Below are 17631 nucleotides of genomic sequence, written 5' to 3' on the forward strand. Positions count from 1 at the left end.
GCCCCGGATTCGGGACGGGCCGCGGCGAGGCGAGCACCGGATCAGAGCGCCGCGAGGACGTCCTCGACCAGGTCGTCGGAGTCCTCGATGCCGACCGACAGGCGGACCAGCTCGGCGGGCACCTGCAACACCGAACCCGCGGTGCTGGCGTGCGTCATCCGGCCCGGGTGCTCGATCAACGACTCGACGCCGCCGAGCGACTCGGCCAGCGTGAACAGCCGGGTCTTCGAGCACACCTCCAGCGCGGCCTGCTCCCCGTCGACGTGGGTGAACGAGACCATCCCGCCGAAGCCGCGCATCTGCTTGGCGGCGATCTCGTGACCGGGGTGCTCGGCCAGGCCCGGGTAGTAGACCTTCGCCACCTTCGGGTGTTCGCGCAGCGCCGCCGCGATGCGCCCGGCGTTCGCGCTGTGCCGCTCCATCCGCACCGCGAGCGTCTTGAGCCCGCGCAGCGTCAGCCAGGCGTCGAACGGCCCCGGCACCGCGCCCGCGGTGTTCTGCAAGAACGCCACCGCGCCCGCCAGCTCGTCGTCCGAGGTGAGCACCGCGCCGCCGACGACGTCGGAGTGGCCGCCGAGGTACTTCGTGGTGGAGTGCACCACCACGTCGGCACCCAGCTCCAGCGGGCGCTGCAGGTAGGGGGACGCGAAGGTGTTGTCCACGACGAGCTTGAGCCCGGCGTCGCGGGAGACCTGGGCCAGCGCCGCGATGTCGGCGATGGTCAGCAGCGGGTTCGTGGGCGTCTCCACCCACAGCACCTTCGTCTCCGGCCGCACCGCGGCGCGCACCGCGTCGACGTCGGAGACCGGTACCGGCGTGTACTCCACTCCCCAGCCGGTGAGGACCTTGTCGATCAGCCGGAACGTCCCGCCGTAGGCGTCGTCCGGGATGATCAGGTGATCGCCGGGGCGCAGCACCGCGCGCAGCACCGCGTCCGTGGCCGCCATCCCCGAGGAGAAGGCCCTGCCGTGCTTGGCCCCCTCCAGCTCCGCGAGGCACTGCTCGAGCGCGGTGCGGGTGGGATTGCCGGTGCGCGAGTACTCGTACCCGGAGCGCAGCCCGCCGACCCCGTCCTGGGCGTAGGTCGAGGTCGCGTGGATGGGCACGATCACCGAACCGGTCGTCGGATCGGGTTGCTGTCCCGCGTGGATAGCGCGGGTGGCGAAGCCATCACTCATGTGCCGCAGCGTACGGACCACGTGGACGTCCGCCGTTCGGCAGGTCACCGTTGCGACCCGGTTCCCCCGGCCGGGACGCCGCGCGCGCGAGGACGGCCCCCGACCGGGAGGTCGAGGGCCGTCGGAGTGCGTCGATCACCGCTGCCGCGTGATCACCACTGGGGCGGCTGCGGATAGCCCGCGCCGGGCTGCGGGGGCTGCTGCTGGCCGGGCTGCGGCTGCTGCGGCTGCTGCTGGCCGTAGGGCCCCGGCTGCGGCGGCGGGCCGTACGGACCCGGCTGCGGCTGGCCGTACGGTCCCGGCTGCGGCGGCTGGCCGTACGGACCCGGCTGCGGCTGGCCGTAGGGCTGCTGGCCGTACGGCTGCCCGGGATAGGGCTGGCCGGGGTACGGCTGGCCCGGGTGGGGCTGGCCGGGCTGCTGCCCCGGCTGGGGCTGGTACGGCCCCGGGGGACCGAACTGCGGCGGCTGGGGCTGCCCTGGGTAGCCGAACTGCTGGCCAGGATGGGGCTGGCCGAACTGCGGCTGTCCGGGCGGCCCGAACTGCGGCTGCTGCGCGTAGGGCTGCTGGGCGAACCCGGCCTGCGGCCCGGGCTTGGCCGCGGCACCGGCCTCGACCCACTGCCGCGTCGGGGTCAAGAAGGAGAGCACCGCCGCGGCCCCCGCGAGAAGCATGATGACCAGGCAGAACACGAGCAGGGTGACCGTGGTGGCCAGGAACACGGCCATGACGAGGGAGAGGACCGCGGCAAGCGCTCCCCCGATGCCCGCGACGTACGGCCCGGCTTGGACGCGCGCCAGCACGAGGCCGCCGCCGACCGCCGTGCCGACCGCGAGCAGCAGTTGCACGAGGACGATTCCCGGCAGGCTGCCCGTCGTGATCAGCATGATCAGGCAGACGACGGCCGCGGCGATGCCGCTGGCCCCGGCAGCCTTGGCCAGCGTGCCGTCCGCGCCCCCCGCGGCGGTAGCACCCGGACCGGACTGGGGCCCGCCCCAGGTCTGCGGCGCGGGAACGCCGAACCCGGCCTGCGGGGCCGGGAAACCACCACCGGGCGTGCCCGGCTGCGGGAAGCCGCTCGGCTGGCTCTGGGTGCCGGGCTGGCCGTACATCGGCTGCGGGGGTTGCATCGACGGCGGCACCACCTGGGTGGTGCCCTCCGCGCCCGGCTGCTCGTACATCGGCTGCGGCGGCTGCATCGACGGCGGCACCACCTGCGTGGAGTCACCACCCGTCTGCGCCGGGCGCACCACCTGCGTCGAGTCCGCGCTCGCCTCCGATGACGCCTGGTCGAGCTGCCCGGGGCGGACGACCTGAGTGGCGTCCGAGCCGGAGGACTGGTCGGTGGCCGGGGCCTGCGGGTCCAGCTGGGACTCGATCTGCGATTCGGCGGCCGAAGCCCCCGAATCGGGTCCCTGCGGTTGCTGTCCCTGCGGACCGCCGTCCGGCGGCTGCGGAGAGCTCATCGGGTTTCCTGACCCCCTTGGGCGTGGAGCACGAGTCTGAAGCGAGTTGATCCTGCACACGCTATCCGATATGTCGGCAGCGTAGCGGCCATCCGTAACAGGACGTCAACGTCCGGCGATGAACGCCAGCACGTCCTGCCGGGTCACGACTCCGGCCGGTTTGCCGCCGATGAGCACCATCGCCCCGTCCGCGTTGGTCAGCGCCGACATCGCGGCGCTGACCTCCTCGCCGGCGCCGATCGTCGGCAGCGGCGGGGACATGTGCTGCTCGATGCGATCGGCGAGCTGGGCGCGGCCCGCGAACAGCGCGTCCAGCAGGTCGCGCTCGTTCACCGCCCCCGCGATCTCGGCGACCATCACCGGAGGTTCCGCGTTCACGACCGGCATCTGGGAGACCCCGAACTCGCGAAGGATCGCCACGGCCTCCGCGACGGTCTCGTTCGGGTGCACGTGCACGAGTTCCGGCAGGGTGCCGTCCTTGCGCAGCAGCACGTCCTTGATGGCACCGCCCGCGTGGTCCGGCGACAGGAAGCCGTACTTCGCCATCCAGGAGTCGTTGAACACCTTGCCGAGGTAGCCGCGGCCGCCGTCGGGCAGCAGCACGACGACCACGTCGTCCGGGCCGGTGCGCTCCGCGATCCGCAGCGCGGCCACGGCCGCCATCCCGCAGGAGCCGCCGACCAGCAGCGCCTCCTCGCGCGCGAGGGCGCGGGTCATGCTGAAGGAGTCCGCGTCGGAGACGGGCACGATCTCGTCGCAGATCTCGCGGTCGTAGGTGGTGGGCCAGAAGTCCTCGCCGACGCCCTCGACCAGGTACGGCCGTCCTCCGCCGCCGGAGTACACCGAACCCTCCGGGTCCGCTCCGATGATCTTGACCTTGCCGCCGGACACCTCCTTGAGGTAGCGGCCGATGCCCGAGATGGTGCCGCCGGTGCCGATGCCCGCGACGAAGTGCGTGATGCGCCCCTCCGTCTGCCGCCAGATCTCCGGACCGGTGCTCAGGTAGTGCGACTCCGGGTTGGCCGGGTTGGCGTACTGGTTCGGCTTCCAGGCGCCCTCGATCTCGGTGACCAGCCGGTCCGAGACGCTGTAGTAGGAGTCCGCGTGCTCCGGCGGGACCGCGGTCGGGCACACCACGACCTCCGCGCCGTAGGCCTCCAGCACGGCGCGCTTGTCCTCGCTGACCTTGTCCGGGCAGATGAACACGCAGCGGTAGCCCTTGCGCTGGGCCACCATCGCGAGACCGACGCCGGTGTTGCCGGAGGTGGGCTCGACGATGGTGCCGCCGGGCTTGAGCTCGCCGGACTCCTCGGCGGCCTCCACCATGCGCAGCGCGATGCGGTCCTTCACGCTGCCACCGGGGTTGAGGTACTCGACCTTCGCCAGCACCGGCGCCGACGACCCCCCGGCCAGCGAGTTCAACCGCACCAGCGGGGTGTTCCCGACGAGGTCGATGACGTGCTCGACGTAGTCCACAGCGAGTCCCTTTCGCTCTCCGCGACGATCCGGGGCTGAGCCTAAGCGGCGCGATCGGCACCCCCTGCGCACGGGTGCTCTCCTGGCGTGCCGCGACACGCCTCACCGCCTGGGAACCTCCCGGGGCGGGAAGGCGTATTCATGAGGGGGCACAGCAGCGGAGGCGTCGGGGTGGCGCGAGGAGGAACGGGCATGGTCGGGACGCGGGTCCTGCGGCTGGCGATGATGGCGGCTGGAGCCGTGGGAGGTCTGTCGGGAGCGGCGTACGGCCTGCTCAACGGGCAGTCCAGGTATGCGCGGCGGGTGATCGGCGAGCCGTTGGGGGTGCCGTTCCGCGCGGACGGCATCCACCTGCCCGACGGCACGGGCCCGCTCGCGGTGCCGGACGGCTCGGACGGGGTGGCGCCGCTGCGGCTGGCGGTGCTGGGTGATTCCTCGGCGGCGGGGCTCGGGGTGGACGCGCCGGAGGAGCTGCCCGGCGTGCGCCTCGCTCGCGGCATCGCCGCCGAGCTGGAGCGGCCCGTCCACCTCACCACCTACGCCGTCGTCGGCTCCACCTCCCGGCACCTGGCAGCGCAGGTGGACGCGGCACTGGAGGTTCCGCCGCAGCTGGTGCTCGTGATCATCGGCGCGAACGACGTCACCTCGAAGCAATCGGTCGCGGAGTGCGCTGCCCTGCTCGGCGCGGCGGTCGCCCGCCTGAAGTCCGCGGGGGTCGGCGTGGTCGCCGGAACCTGCCCGGACCTGGGTGCGATCCGGCCGATCCCGCAACCGCTGCGTTCGGTGGCGTCCTCCTGGAGCCTCGCGCTCGGCCGCGCGCAGCGGCGTGCCGTGGAAACGGCTGGCGGCTCGGCGGTGCCGCTGGCCGACCTGCTCTCACCCGAGTTCCTGACCCGGCCGCACGAGCTGTTCAGCCCGGACAGGTTCCACCCCTCGGCAGCGGGCTACGAGGCGGCGGCCGCGCTGCTGCTGCCCGCGCTCTGCGCGGCGATCGGCGAGTGGCAGGGCGCCCCGGTTCCGCAGGCACCCGTCCGCTCCTCCGCGGCCGAAGCGCGGCGACCGACCAGCAGGGTCGTGGCCAGGCTGAACCGGAGGTTCGGGCCGCGCCGGTGATGGTCGTCTCAGCCGCGCGGCGCGGACCCCGCTCTACAGTGGCGGCGGCGTCCCCAAGGCGAACGAAGGAGTTCCCGATGCCCGAAGCAGTGATCGTCTCCACCGCGCGTTCGCCGATCGGCCGCGCGGGCAAGGGCTCACTGGTCGACGTGCGCCCCGACGACCTGACGGCGCAGATGGTGCGCGCGGCGCTGGACAAGGTCCCGCAGCTGGACCCCACCGAGATCGACGACCTGATGCTCGGCTGCGGCCTGCCCGGCGGCGAGCAGGGCTTCAACATGGCGCGCGTGGTCTCGGTGCTGCTCGGCCACGACCACCTGCCCGGCACCACCGTGACGCGCTACTGCTCGTCGAGCCTCCAGACCACGCGGATGGCGCTGCACGCCATCAAGGCCGGCGAGGGCGACGTGTTCATCAGCGCCGGCGTCGAAGCGGTGTCCCGCTTCGCGAAGGGCAACTCGGACTCGCTGGACGACACGCACAACCCGCTGTTCGCCGACGCCGAGGCCCGCACGAAGGCGACCGCGGAGCAGGGTGCGGACGAGTGGGTGGACCCGCGCGAGTTCGGCCACCTCCCGGACGTCTACATCCCGATGGGGCAGACCGCCGAGAACCTGGCGCGGGCCAAGGGCATCAGCCGCGACGAGATGGACGAGTTCGGCGTCCGCTCGCAGAACCTCGCGGAGAAGGCCATCGCCGACGGCTTCTGGGCTCGCGAGATCACCCCGGTGACGACGCCCTCGGGCGCGATCGTGGACACCGACGACGGCCCGCGCGCCGGGGTGACCAAGGAGGGCGTGTCCGGGCTCAAGCCCGTGTTCCGCCCGGACGGCCGGATCACGGCGGGGAACTGCTGCTCGCTCAACGACGGCGCCGCGGCACTGGTGATCATGAGCGACGCGAAGGCGAAGCAGCTGGGCCTGACCCCGCTGGCCCGCGTGGTCTCCACCGGGGTCTCCGGGCTGTCGCCGGAGATCATGGGCCTGGGGCCGGTGGAGGCCTCGAAGCAGGCGCTGGCGCGGGCCGGGCTCGGCATCGGCGACATCGACCTGGTGGAGATCAACGAGGCGTTCGCCGCGCAGGTCATCCCCTCCTACCAGGAACTCGGCCTGCCGCTGGAGAAGGTGAACGTCAACGGCGGCGCCATCGCGGTCGGCCACCCGTTCGGCATGACCGGGGCCCGCATCACCAGCACGCTGATCAACTCGTTGCAGTGGCACGACAAGCAGTTCGGCTTGGAAACGATGTGCGTCGGCGGCGGGCAGGGCATGGCGATGGTCCTGGAGCGCCTGTCCTGAGCACCGCGCCCGCCACCCGGCTCCCCCGGTGACATCCGGGGACCGGGTGGCGGCGTCCCGGGCAGGACGAGTCGAGGAACGCCGGAAGGGCCTCTCCCCCGCGGGGAGAGGCCCTTCCGCGCGGCCTCGCCGCTAGTCGTTCTGGAAGTACGACAGCAGGCGCAGGATCTCCAGGTACAGCCACACCAGGGTGGTCATCAGACCGAAGGCGACGTACCAGGCGAACTTGGCGTCGACGCCGCTCTTGATGGCCTTGTCCGCGGCGTCGAAGTCCAGCAGGAAGCTGAACGCCGCGATGCCGATGCAGACCAGGCTGAAGATGATCGCCATCGGGCTGCCGTCGCGCAGTCCGAGCCCGCCGGTGGTGAAGAACCCGGCGACCAGGTTCACCAGCATCGCGATGGCGACACCGGCCATCGCGCCGATGATCCACTTGGTCAGCTTGGGCGTGACCCGGATGGCCCCGGTCTTGTAGACCACGAGCATGGCCGCGAAGACGCCCATGGTGCCCGCGATGGCCTGCATGATGATGCCGGACCCGCCGCCGCCGGTGACGTTGTTGACCGCGCCACCGATGACGTAGCTGATGCCGCCGAGGAACACGCCCTCGACCAGCGCGTAAGCGATGACCAGCGCCGGGCTGACCTTCTTCTTGAAGATGATGACCAGCGACAGCACCAGGCCGATGATCGCCGCGGGCAACGCCAGCACGAACGCGCCGCTGATGTAGGTCGCGGCGCCGGTCGCGACGGTCAGCGCCAGGGTGATGGCGGTCTTGGTGACCACGTCGTCGATCGTCATCGGGCGCGCCGACTGCGGCGGAGCGGCCGGGGCCTGGCCGGGTGCGCCGAAGCCGCCCTGGCCGTAGTTGAAGTTCGCGTACCCGCCGCCGGTGGGCAGGTTCTTGAACGCTGGGTTGCTCGTAGTGCGCAACTCGTCCTCCTGGGCGTGCCTTGCGCCGTCACCGGTACAACGGCTGGACTCGCCGGTCGGTTCCCGCCGGGTAAAACCAACTTTACCCGTTCGCCCGCAGCCGGTTCCGTCCCCGCCCGGCCACTCCGTTCCGCGAACGAACGGCAAAAATTCGATCACGCTCCGTCGCAACCTTTCGGCAGGTTCGCCGCGGGTGCGCACGCTCCCGGCGAACGGGTCGGTGCGCTGCGGCCGAACGAGTGAGCAGGCCGGAACCGGCGGCCCGGTGCTCGCTGCGGGTGACGAGATCGATTACACCGGACGGCCCCTTGTAGACACCCTCCGTGATCGGAAGGATGCGGCTCGGGTGTCCGCGTGCCGTGTCGGGGGCTTCGCACCGGTCAACGCCGCGTCGCAAGGACGCGCGCACCGGAACGCAAGCACGCCGACGCCCTGTTCTCCCAGACCGAGACTGGAGCCATGCATGCGCACGTTCAGGAAGTTGCTCACGGCGGTGGTGGGTTCCGCCGTGCTCGCCAGCAGCGGGTTGCTGGCGACCACGGGGACCGCCATCGCCGCACCTCAGGAGGGGATCGGCCACGAAACCACCCCGGGACAGCCCTACGCGGGAATCGAGCGGAACCGCGACTGGCTCGGTTCCTACATGGTCGGCGGCAAGCAGGTGTGGTGCGTCCGCTTCGCGCTGAAGGCACCGGACACCGGTGAGCAGTACGAGCCGGGCGACGAGCTGCTGACCAAGTGGGGGACCCCGCTGGACGACGACGTCGCGGCGAACATCTCCTACCTGCTGCTGCGCTACGGCACGACCGAGAGCCCGGACGAGGCGGCCGCGCTCGCGCACCTGCTGCACTCGTGGACCTCCGCGCCCCGCGACCCCAGCGACCTCGACCCCGGCAAGCCGTTCCAGGAGATCGGTTACGACATCGACTTCCAGTTCGGCAAGCTCCCGCAGAGCGCCAAGGACGCCGTCGGCGCGCTGCGCGCGGACGCGGAGAAGAACCGCGGGCCGTGGAACGCCTCGCTGGAGGCCCCGGAGGAGGCCCAGATCATCGGGGAGGCCGCGGACTGGACGCTCGCGGTGAACCACCCCGACGGCACCGGGGTCACCGGGGTGCCGGTGACGCTCACCGCCACCGACGCCGAGGTCGAGGGCCTCGACGAGGACGGCACCATCACCACGCCGGAGGACGGGCAGCCGCTGCGGCTCACCGTGACCCCCACCGGCCCGAACCCCAACCTCGTCGGCGAGCTCGCCACCCCGGCGGACCGCCCCTACGTGCAGCAGGCCGTGGAGAACCCGGACGGCGTGCAGCGCGTGGTCTCGACCGGCGGCGAGGAGCAGATCTCGGTCGAGGACGTCACCACGGCCGTGACCGCGCCCGGCAAGGTCGCCATCGGCAAGATCGACGAGGAGAGCAAGGCGGGCATCGCGGGCGTGGCGCTGCGGGTCAGCCTCCCGGACGGGAAGCCGGCGCTGAAGCAGGACGGCTCCGAGCTGACCGGCCCGGACGGGCAGCCCGCCGTCGTCACGACCGGCGACCAGGGCACGGTCGAGATCGCGGACCTGCGCACCCCGCAGGAGATCATGATCACCGAGGTCGCTCCCGCGAAGGGCTACGAGGAGGCGTTCGACGCGGCGAACCCGCCGTCGGTCACGGGCACGGTCGAGCCGGGCGGAACGCTGATGCTGACCGTCTCGAACAAGGCCAACACCCCCACCGTGCCGATCTTCATCCCGGCCGGTGACCCGGGCGTCAGCGGTGGCGTCGTGGAACTGCGCGCCGCCGAGGGCACCGGCCCGGTCGCTCCCGGGCTGCTCGGACTGGGCGCGCTGACGCTCACCGGTGCCGCCGTGGCCGGTGGTGTGGCGTGGCGCAAGCGGCTCGCGTCGGCGGGTGGGCGTTGACCGCGCGGCGTCGCCTGGTCCTGCTGGCGCTGAGCGGCGCGGTCGTGCTCGTCGCCGTGGTGGCCGTCGTGGCGGTCACCCTCCTCGGGGGCGGTGCGCAACCCGCCCCGGCGGCGGCACCGCCCGCACCACCAGCGGTGTCGGGTCCGGCTCCGGTGCAGGCCGCCGATCTGCCACCGCAGCCGGTGCACGTCCCGGCGGGGCAGCCGCCGGGGACCGTCCGGCTGCCGCAGGGCGGCCAGGCGGAACTGGTGCGCGAGGAGATCGACCGGTCCGGCACGCTCCCGGTCCCGGACGGCATCGACGAGGCGACGTGGTGGGGTGCCGGGCTGGACTCCCCCAAGGGCGCGACGGTGCTGGCCGGGCACGTGAACTGGAAGGGCGCGACCGGACCGTTCGAGGAGCTGTGGCGGTCCGCGCCGGACCAGGTCGTCACGGTCGTCGACGAGGACGGGACGGAGTGGCGCTACCGCGTCTCCGAGATCGTCACGCTCACCAAGGAGGAGCTGCCCGCCCGCGCCGCCGAGCTGTTCGGCCAGGGCGGCGAGCACCGGCTCGTGCTGGTCACCTGCGGTGGCCGGTACGTCGGCGGTGACCTCGGCTACGACGAGAACCGGATCGTGGTGGCCACCCCGGCCTGATGCCGGTGACGTGCAGGCGAAGAGCGGGGCCCCGTCCGGGACCCCGCTCTTCGTCGTTCCTGGGCGCTGCGCCGCAGCCGCCGGTCAGCGGCGCTTCTTCTGGCCCTTCTTGGCCGAGGCCGCCTGCTTGCCCGGTCGCTTCTTCTGCTGCGGGCGCCGGCTGGGCTGCCGCCCCTCGGGGCGCTGCCCGGTACCCGCCGCGGCCCTGCCGCCGGTGCTCCCGCCGGAGGTGCCGGTGGTCTCGGGGGCCTCGGAGGTCTCGGAGGTCTCGTCCTCGGAAGCGGTCTCGTCCTCCTCGGAGGCGACGCGCTTGGCCTGGTTCGGCTTCTGCCCGGGCTTCGGGCGCGGCGCGTCCTTCTTCGCCGCCAGCTCCTTCTCCTTCTCCCGCTCCTGCTCGCGGTCGATCTTGTTGCTCAGGAAGTGCTGCTGACCGAGGGTCCAGATGTTGTTCGCCATGAAGTACAGGACCACCGCGATCGGCAGCACCCAGCCGGAGAACAGCGTGCCGACCGGCGCGATGTACATCATGAACTTGCCCATCATGGCCGTCTGCGGGTTGGCCATCGAGGCATCGGTCTGGCGCTTCATCGACATGCGCATCGTGGCGAACGTCGCGATCGACGCGATCACCATCAGCGGGATGCCGACGGCCATCATGTTCAGCCGGGTGGTGCCGAACTGGGCCAGCTCCGCGGCGGGCTGGGTCAGCCAGTTCCCGAGCTTCGCGCCGAAGATGTCGGCGTTGATGAACGACTCGACCCCGGAGCGGTCGAAGATGTAGTTGCTCTGCGCCTGCGGGGTGAAGCCGCGCAGCACGTGGAACAGGCTCAGGAACACCGGGATCTGCAACAGCGCGGGCAGGCAGCCACCGATCGGGTTGACCCCGTGCTCGGACTGGAGCTTCTGCATCTCCTGCGCCATGCGCTGACGGTCGTTCTTGTACTTCTCCCGCAGCTTCTGGATCTGCGGGGAGAACTTCGCCATCTTCCGCCCGGCGCGCATCTGGCTGATCGCCGGCTTGAGCAGCACCACGCGCAGCGTGAACACCAGGAAGAACACCGAAAGGGCCCAGGCGAACCCGTTGTCCGGCCCCAGCACGGTGCCGAAAACCCTGTGCCAGAACCACAGGATGGCCGACACGGGATAGAGGATAAAGTCGAACACTCAACCACTCCTGGTCATCGCCCGGATGTCATCCGAGCCCGCTCGCACGGCCGCGCCCGCCCTGTGCGCACCGGCCTCAGCCCTACCAGGGTGCCATGCCCGGGCTTCCGGACGTCCCCGGGCGGGGTATTGACACGCACGGTCACCGGTCCAGCACGGGCCGGGAGCGTCGTCGCGGCACCGCGATGGCGGGATCCGCCGCGATCGCGGTGCCGCCGTTTCACGAGAAACGGCTGTGATCGGTGGTGGCGCCGGGGCCGCGGTCAACGACCTTCCGCGTGAGTCATTCCTCGTCCGCGAGGGTGTCGAGGAGCGGCTGCCCGTACTTGGCGAGCTTGTTCTGGCCGACGCCGCTGATCGCGCCCAGCTCGTCCAAGGTGGAGGGTCGTTGGGCGGCGACCTGCCGCAGGACGGCGTCGTGGAAGATCACGTAGGCGGGGACGCCCTGCTCCTTCGCGGTGGCGGCGCGCCACGCGCGGAGGCGCTCGAACAGCGGGGCCGCCTCGGCGGGGAGCTCGACCTGCTCCGCCCTGCGCGCCTTGGCGGGCTTGGCCTCCTTCGCGGCCCGCTCCGGCTCGCGGCGCATCAGCACCTCGCGCTCCCGGCGCAGGACCTCGCCGCTGGCCTCGGTGAGCACCAGGGTCCCGTAGTCGCCCTCCACCGCCAGCAAGCCCTGGGCGAGCAGTTGGCGCACCACCCCGCGCCAATCGGCCTCGCGCAGGTCGGCTCCGACGCCGAACACGCTGAGCTCGTCGTGCCGGTGCTGCTCGACCTTGTCGTTGCGCTTGCCGAGCAGGACGTCGATCACGTGCCCCGCGCCGAACTTCTGCCGACGCTCGTGCAGCAGCCGGTAGACTGCCGAGAGCATCTTCTGCGCCGCGACCGTGCCGTCCCAGGACTCCGGCGGGGCCAGGCAGGTGTCGCAGTTGCCGCAGGGGGCGGCCTCCTGGCCGAAGTACGCGAGCAGCTGCTCACGACGGCACCGCACCGTCTCGCACAGCGCGAGCATCGCATCCAGGTGCGTGCTCAGCCGCCTGCGGTGGGCGTCGTCGCCCTCCGAGCCGTTGATCATCTTTCGCTGTTGGACGACGTCCTGCAGCCCGTAGGCGAGCCAGGCGGTCGAGGGCAGGCCGTCACGACCCGCGCGTCCGGTCTCCTGGTAGTAGCCCTCGACCGACTTCGGCAGGTCCAGGTGCGCCACGAACCGCACGTCCGGCTTGTCGATGCCCATGCCGAACGCGATGGTCGCCACCACGACCAGCCCGTCCTCCCGCAGGAAGCGGGACTGGTGCTCCGAACGGGTCCTCGCGTCCAGGCCCGCGTGGTACGGCACCGCCGGAATCCCGTTGCGCACCAGGAAGTCCGCGGTCTTCTCCACCGACGACCGGGACAGGCAGTAGACGATGCCCGCGTCACCGGCGTGCTCGGTGCGCAGCAGGCCCAGCAGCTGCCGCTTCGGATCGTCCTTGCCCACGATCCGGTACTGGATGTTGGGGCGATCGAAGCTCGCCACGAAGTGCCGGGCGCGCGCCAGGTCCAGCCGAGTCGCGATCTCGCCGCGGGTGGCCTCGGTGGCGGTGGCGGTGAGCGCGATCCGCGGCACGCCCGGCCAGCGCTCGTGCAGCACCGACAGCGCCAGGTAGTCCGGCCGGAAGTCGTGGCCCCACTGCGCCACGCAGTGCGCCTCGTCGATCGCGAACAGCGCGATGTTCCCCTCGTCGAGCAGGGACATCGTGGACTCGACCCGCAACCGCTCCGGTGCGAGGTAGAGCAGGTCCAGCTCACCGTCGCGGAAGGCCGCCTCCACCGCCCGCCGCTCCCCCGGGTCCTGCGTGGAGTTCAGGAAACCGGCGCGCACCCCGAGCTCGGTCAGCGCATCGACCTGGTCCTGCATCAGCGCGATCAGCGGGGAGATCACGATGCCCACACCGTCGCGGACCAGCGCGGGAACCTGGTAGCACAGCGATTTGCCGCCGCCCGTCGGCATCAGCACCAGCGCGTCACCGCCGGCGACGACGTGCTCGACGATGTCCTGCTGCGGGCCCCGGAACGAGTCGTAGCCGAAGACGCGGTTGAGCACCCCCAGCGCGTCGGGCGCAGCAGGGTCAGCGACGGAACTGCTCTGCGCGGAAGTCACCGGGCGATTCTACGGAGCGGCGCGGACCGCTCCTCGTGCCCTCAGACGCCGGTGTGTCGGCCCGCGGTCTCCTCGTCGGGCTCCAGCGGGAGCTCCGCGCGCAGCGCGAACCCCCCGTCCGCACCGGGCTCGGCCCGCAGCTGCCCGCCCAGCAGCTCGACCCGCCTGCGCAGGCCGTCGAGACCGCGCCCCGCCCCCGGTCGTCCCGACCCGCCTGGCCCGTTGCGGACGAGCAGCCGCACGGCCTCGGGCGAACGGCTCAGCTCCACCTCGGCCACCGCGCCCGGCGCGTGCTTGCGGGCGTTCGTCAGCCCCTCCTGCACCACGCGGTGCACCGTCCGCGCCAACACCGGCGGCAGCCCGGAGTCCGCGTCCGCGCCGACGAGCTCCACCCGCTGCCCGGCACCCCGCACCTGCTCGACCAGTTCCGCGATCGAGCCGGCGGCCACCTCGGGCCGCCGCCGCTCACCGGACTCCGGATCGTCCAGCAGGGCCAGCAACCTCCGCAGCTCGCCCATGCCGCGGCCGCCGAGCTCGCCGATGCGCTTCCCCGCGTCCCGGGCCTGCGGGTCAGGGCTGCTCACCGCCAGCGCATTCGCCTGCAGCACCAGCAGCGTCAACACGTGGCCCAGGTTGTCGTGCATGTCGGCGGCGAGCCGTTCGCGGTCCTCCGCCTGCTCGCGCCGGGCCACCGCCTCCCGTTCGCGGGCCAGCGCCTCGATCCGCTCGCGCCGCGCCTGGGCGAGCCGCCGGGCCAGGGTCGTCGCGATCCCGCCCAGCACCGGAGCGATCGCGGCCAGCGCCGCGAGCAGTCCGGACTGCGACCACGACGCCGCGAGCACCGCGTAGGCCAGCACGGCCGCCGTGCACACCGCCGCCGCCCAGGATCGGGCCGGCACCCGCTCCGCCACCCTCGCCGCCGACCAGGACAGCGCCAGCGGCACCCACAGCACCGCCCCCTCCAGCACCAGCGTGCGCCAGGGCGTGTCCAGCACGTACAGCAGCGCGGTCACCGCGAGCGCCGCCAGCAGGCCGAAGTGCGGCCGCGCGACGGCGCGGGCGATCACGGCGGTCGCCGCCAGCTGCACGAGCATCCCCGTCAGCAGCGGCGGCACCACCGCTCCGGCGGGCGCATCACCGGAGAGGATCAGGTAGCCGATCACCACGCCCACGACGGCGAACGCCGACGTCACCCAGTTCAGCACCCGGTGCGTCCCGCGCACCCGCGCCGCCTCGTCCTCCTCGGAGATCACCACCCGAGGAGGATAGGCATCCCGGCCCCGTACGGGGTGGTCAGGCGAATTCCGCGAGCTGGGCCGCGACCTGCTCGGGCCCCGGCATCGCCGCGATCTCGGCCGCCACCCGCGCGGCGACCGCGCGCGGGCCGTCCTCGCGCAACAGGGCCTCCGCCGCCTCGCGCACCGCCGGTGCCGTCACCTCGGGCCCGAGGAGCCGGCTGCCGCCGCCCGCCTCGGTGATCGTCTCGGCGTTGTCGAACTGGTCGGCGCCCTGCGGCAGGAACAGCTGCGGGAGCCCGGCCCCCAGCGCGGCCAGCGTCGTCCCGCTGCCACCGTGGTGCACCACCAGGTCGACGTACCGCAGCAGCTCGGCCTGCGGCACCCACTCCCGCACCGACACGTTCTCCGGCGTCCCGCCCAGGTCCTCCGGGCGCACGCTCGGCCCGGTGGCGACCACCACGTCCGCGTTCAGCGCCGCGAGCCCCTCGATCGCCGCGCGCAACACCGGCACCGCGCCGAAACCGGTGCCCAGCGTCAGGTACACCAGCGGGCGCGAACGGGTCGCCACCGCCCGCGGCGGCAACTCCCCCGGCTGCGCGAACGGAACCGGGCGCAGCGGGGAGCGCCGCACCGAAGCGAGGAACTCCGGGTCCTGCAGGGAGGCGGGGAAGATGTCCAGGTACGGGTTGCCGAGGGTGTGGAGGTCGCCCGCGGGCAGTTCGATCCCGGCCTCCGCCGCCACCGACCGCAGCGCCGGGTCGAAGCCCGGGTACCTCGCCGGGGACCGCTGCCCGAAGCCGTGGCAGACGCCCGGCACCCCGAACTCGCGCGCGGCGAGCCCCGCGCCGTGGTTGCCGGCCTCGTGCACGACCAGGTCCGGGCGGAACTCCGCGAGCACCGGCCGCAGGTCGGCCAGGTAGCGGCGGGGCAGCTCGGCGCCGAAGACGCGCGCCACCAAGCCCTGCCAGGCGGGCGAGCCCGGTTCCGGCCGGTTCGCCGGATCGACTCCGGCGGCGGCGAACCCGGCGCCGATCGGCACTCCCACCGCGGCGGAGGGAATGCCGACCCCGTCGAGGACCGCTCGGAAATCGCTGCCCGTCGCGAAGAGGACGTCGTCGCCTCGCGCCCGGGCAGCGGCGGCGAGCGGGATCAGCGGGTACAGGTGACCGTGCCCGGCGAGGCTGGAGAACAGGATGCGCACGGGAGCGACCGTAGTCGCCGCGTTCGCGGTCTCGCCCTCGAACGCGGCCGGTGGCGGATGACCGGTCGGTCCGCCACCGAGCCGGGTGAGCGCAGCCCTCCTGCCGCGGCCACCCGGCCCCCGGTGACCGGACTGTCGGCGAGCGATCGGGCGGTCAGACCGCGACGGGCTCGCGCGGCGGAAGGTTGACCAGCACCAGGCCGATCGAGGCGATGATCAGGTTCTGCAGCGCGGGTTGCAGCCCGTTCCACTGATCGGACTGCCACATCTGGAACCACTCGCCGCCGATGACGATGAAGCCGCCCCCGAACAGCAGCACTTCCAGCAGCCAGCCCAGGTTCGCCAGCCGCCGCGCCAGCTCCGCGGAACGCTCGTCGACGTGCGGCCGGACCCACGCGACGAGCGCCCCGATCAGCACCAGCGCGATCACCGCCTCCCACGCGATCACCACGAGGTAGGCCGCGGTGGTCCAGCCGGGATGCGTGATCGACCGCCACATCATGTCGGGCGAGTTGAACGTCGTGTCCATCGAGAACACGTGCTGCACGAACGCGGCATTGGTGCCGAAGTCAGTGATGTTGCCGAAGGCGACCAGCCCCATCTGCGCAGCGGTGATGGCGACCAGGACCGTGATCACCGCGCGCAGACTCCCCAGAGTTGCCAGAAGACGCATGCGGCGGACTTTACGCATGGGGAGGTGGGGAATCGCGCTGCGTGAGGTTTTCGCAATAATCCTTGCGGCACCGGGACGCGAAGGGCGGGAGAATCACATGCGCGTGTGCCTGGTCTCGCACAGATTGGGCGGATTCGACGGCGTGAGCGTGGAATCCGCGAAGTGGATCGACGGATTCCGCGCCCTCGGACATCGAGTGACGCGCGCCGCCGGGCACTTCGTCGACCACGAGTCGGACGACGTCGACATCGCGGGCATGTGGGCCGACCGCCCCGGTGGCGATCCGCCGCCGGTGGACCACGGCGCGATTCGCCGGCTCTGCGCCGAGCACGACCTGCTGGTGCTCGACAACGCCGGTTCGCTGTGGAGCGCGCCCGAGGCCTCGCTCGCCTGGCAGCACCACGCCCTCGACACCGGGACCCCGGTGCTGCTGCGCCACCACGACCCGGCCTGGCAGGGCACGCCCCTCCGGGCCGTCGCCGAGGACACGGTGCCGCTGCACCACCCGGCGCACCTGCACGTGCTGATCAACCAGCTCACGGCCGGGGAGTTCGCCGCGCGCTGGCCGGAGCTGGCCCGCACCGGAGCGCTGCGCGTGGTGCACAACCGGGTCGACGTGGACCGGCTCGGCGGCGGCGACCGGCAGGGCACCCGAGAGCGGCTCGGAGTCGCACCGGACGAGGTGCTGGCGGTGCACCCGGCGCGGGTCGAGGGGCCGAACAAGAACATTCCCGGCGCGGTGCGGTTCGCCGCCGAGTTGGACCGGGTGCTGGACCGCCCGGTTCGCTACTGGCTGACCGACGACGCCCCGGCACCGGACGGGTTGCTCGACGGGGCACCGGGTCTGCTTCGCGGCCACGTCGCCGAGCAGGCGGACCTCTACGCCGCCGCCGACCTGGTGCTGCTGCCGTCCCGCTGGGAGGGGTGGGGGTTGCCGGTGGCCGAGGCCGCCGCCGCCGGGCGCCTCGTCGTCGCGGGCCCGTACCCGGTGCTCGGCGAGCTGCGCGCGCTCGGCCTGCGCGTTCCCGGACCCGACGACCTCACCGAGGTGGCCGCGATGCTGCGCGATCCGGACTCGGCCGCCGAGATGCTCGCCGCGAACCGCGCCGCCGTGCGCGAGCACCTGGGCGCCGACCGGCTGCCCGCGGTGCTCGCCGAACTCATCTCCCTCGCCGAAGAACGACACCAACGCTGAGGAGGCTCCCCC

Annotated in this window: 14 protein-coding genes; 5 read left to right on the forward strand and 9 right to left on the reverse strand. The window is 72.6% G+C overall.

Annotated elements, in window-relative coordinates:
* Positions 1-41: 41 nt before the first annotated feature.
* The 3 genes from ACL03H_RS12230 to ACL03H_RS12240 all read right to left on the reverse strand — a co-directional run bounded on the left by ACL03H_RS12230 (position 42) and on the right by ACL03H_RS12240 (position 4120).
* Positions 42-1178, reverse strand: coding sequence for a cystathionine gamma-synthase (locus ACL03H_RS12230; protein ID WP_412811292.1), 1137 nt, complete (start codon positions 1176-1178; stop codon positions 42-44).
* 152 nt (positions 1179-1330) lie between these two features.
* Positions 1331-2644, reverse strand: a complete 1314-nt coding sequence (locus ACL03H_RS12235) for a hypothetical protein (protein ID WP_412811293.1) — start codon at positions 2642-2644, stop codon at positions 1331-1333.
* A gap of 105 nt (positions 2645-2749) precedes the next feature.
* Entirely contained in the window at positions 2750-4120 is a 1371-nt protein-coding gene (locus tag ACL03H_RS12240; protein WP_412811294.1) for a cystathionine beta-synthase, read from the reverse strand.
* 192 nt (positions 4121-4312) lie between these two features.
* Here ACL03H_RS12240 and ACL03H_RS12245 point away from each other — a divergent pair, with 192 nt between their 5' ends.
* A complete protein-coding gene (locus tag ACL03H_RS12245) occupies positions 4313-5233 on the forward strand; it encodes an SGNH/GDSL hydrolase family protein (protein WP_412811295.1) in 921 nt (306 codons plus the stop codon).
* A gap of 77 nt (positions 5234-5310) precedes the next feature.
* Positions 5311-6531, forward strand: coding sequence for an acetyl-CoA C-acetyltransferase (locus tag ACL03H_RS12250; RefSeq protein ID WP_412811296.1), 1221 nt, complete (start codon positions 5311-5313; stop codon positions 6529-6531).
* A gap of 132 nt (positions 6532-6663) precedes the next feature.
* On the opposite strand, the gene ACL03H_RS12255 is transcribed toward ACL03H_RS12250, so the two are convergent.
* On the reverse strand, positions 6664-7464 hold the full coding sequence (locus ACL03H_RS12255) for a Bax inhibitor-1/YccA family protein (protein WP_412811297.1): 801 nt from the start codon (positions 7462-7464) through the stop codon (positions 6664-6666).
* A 463-nt stretch (positions 7465-7927) separates the two neighbouring features.
* Here ACL03H_RS12255 and ACL03H_RS12260 point away from each other — a divergent pair, with 463 nt between their 5' ends.
* The gene (locus tag ACL03H_RS12260; RefSeq protein ID WP_412811298.1) at positions 7928-9370 is read left to right on the forward strand and encodes a collagen binding domain-containing protein; all 1443 of its coding nucleotides are present in this window, start codon (positions 7928-7930) and stop codon (positions 9368-9370) included.
* Entirely contained in the window at positions 9334-10011 is a 678-nt protein-coding gene (locus ACL03H_RS12265; RefSeq protein ID WP_412811299.1) for a class F sortase, read from the forward strand. The genes ACL03H_RS12260 and ACL03H_RS12265 overlap by 37 nt, the downstream gene beginning before the upstream one ends.
* 84 nt (positions 10012-10095) lie before the next feature.
* Here the strand turns inward: ACL03H_RS12265 and yidC are convergent, their stop codons facing one another.
* The 5 genes from yidC to ACL03H_RS12290 form a co-directional block, all read right to left on the reverse strand.
* Positions 10096-11151 carry a membrane protein insertase YidC gene (gene yidC, locus ACL03H_RS12270; protein WP_412811300.1) on the reverse strand — a complete coding sequence of 352 codons (1056 nt, stop codon included), beginning with the start codon at positions 11149-11151 and terminating at the stop codon, positions 10096-10098.
* Between the two features lie 307 nt (positions 11152-11458).
* Entirely contained in the window at positions 11459-13312 is a 1854-nt protein-coding gene (gene recQ, locus ACL03H_RS12275; protein WP_412811301.1) for a DNA helicase RecQ, read from the reverse strand.
* Between the two features lie 41 nt (positions 13313-13353).
* Entirely contained in the window at positions 13354-14568 is a 1215-nt protein-coding gene (locus ACL03H_RS12280) for a sensor histidine kinase (RefSeq protein WP_412811302.1), read from the reverse strand.
* A gap of 37 nt (positions 14569-14605) precedes the next feature.
* Positions 14606-15751, reverse strand: coding sequence for a glycosyltransferase (locus ACL03H_RS12285; RefSeq protein WP_412811303.1), 1146 nt, complete (start codon positions 15749-15751; stop codon positions 14606-14608).
* Positions 15752-15905: 154 nt separating this feature from the next.
* The gene (locus ACL03H_RS12290) at positions 15906-16424 is read right to left on the reverse strand and encodes a DUF2165 domain-containing protein (protein WP_412811304.1); all 519 of its coding nucleotides are present in this window, start codon (positions 16422-16424) and stop codon (positions 15906-15908) included.
* Positions 16425-16566: 142 nt separating this feature from the next.
* Between ACL03H_RS12290 and ACL03H_RS12295 the strand changes: the two genes are divergently transcribed.
* Positions 16567-17619: a glycosyltransferase family 4 protein gene (locus tag ACL03H_RS12295; protein WP_412811305.1), complete on the forward strand. Its 1053-nt coding sequence runs from the start codon at positions 16567-16569 to the stop codon at positions 17617-17619.
* Positions 17620-17631: the final 12 nt, after the last annotated feature.

It is taken from the genome of Saccharopolyspora antibiotica (assembly GCF_047200635.1).
In the GTDB taxonomy this organism is placed as follows: Bacteria; Actinomycetota; Actinomycetes; order Mycobacteriales; family Pseudonocardiaceae; genus Saccharopolyspora_C.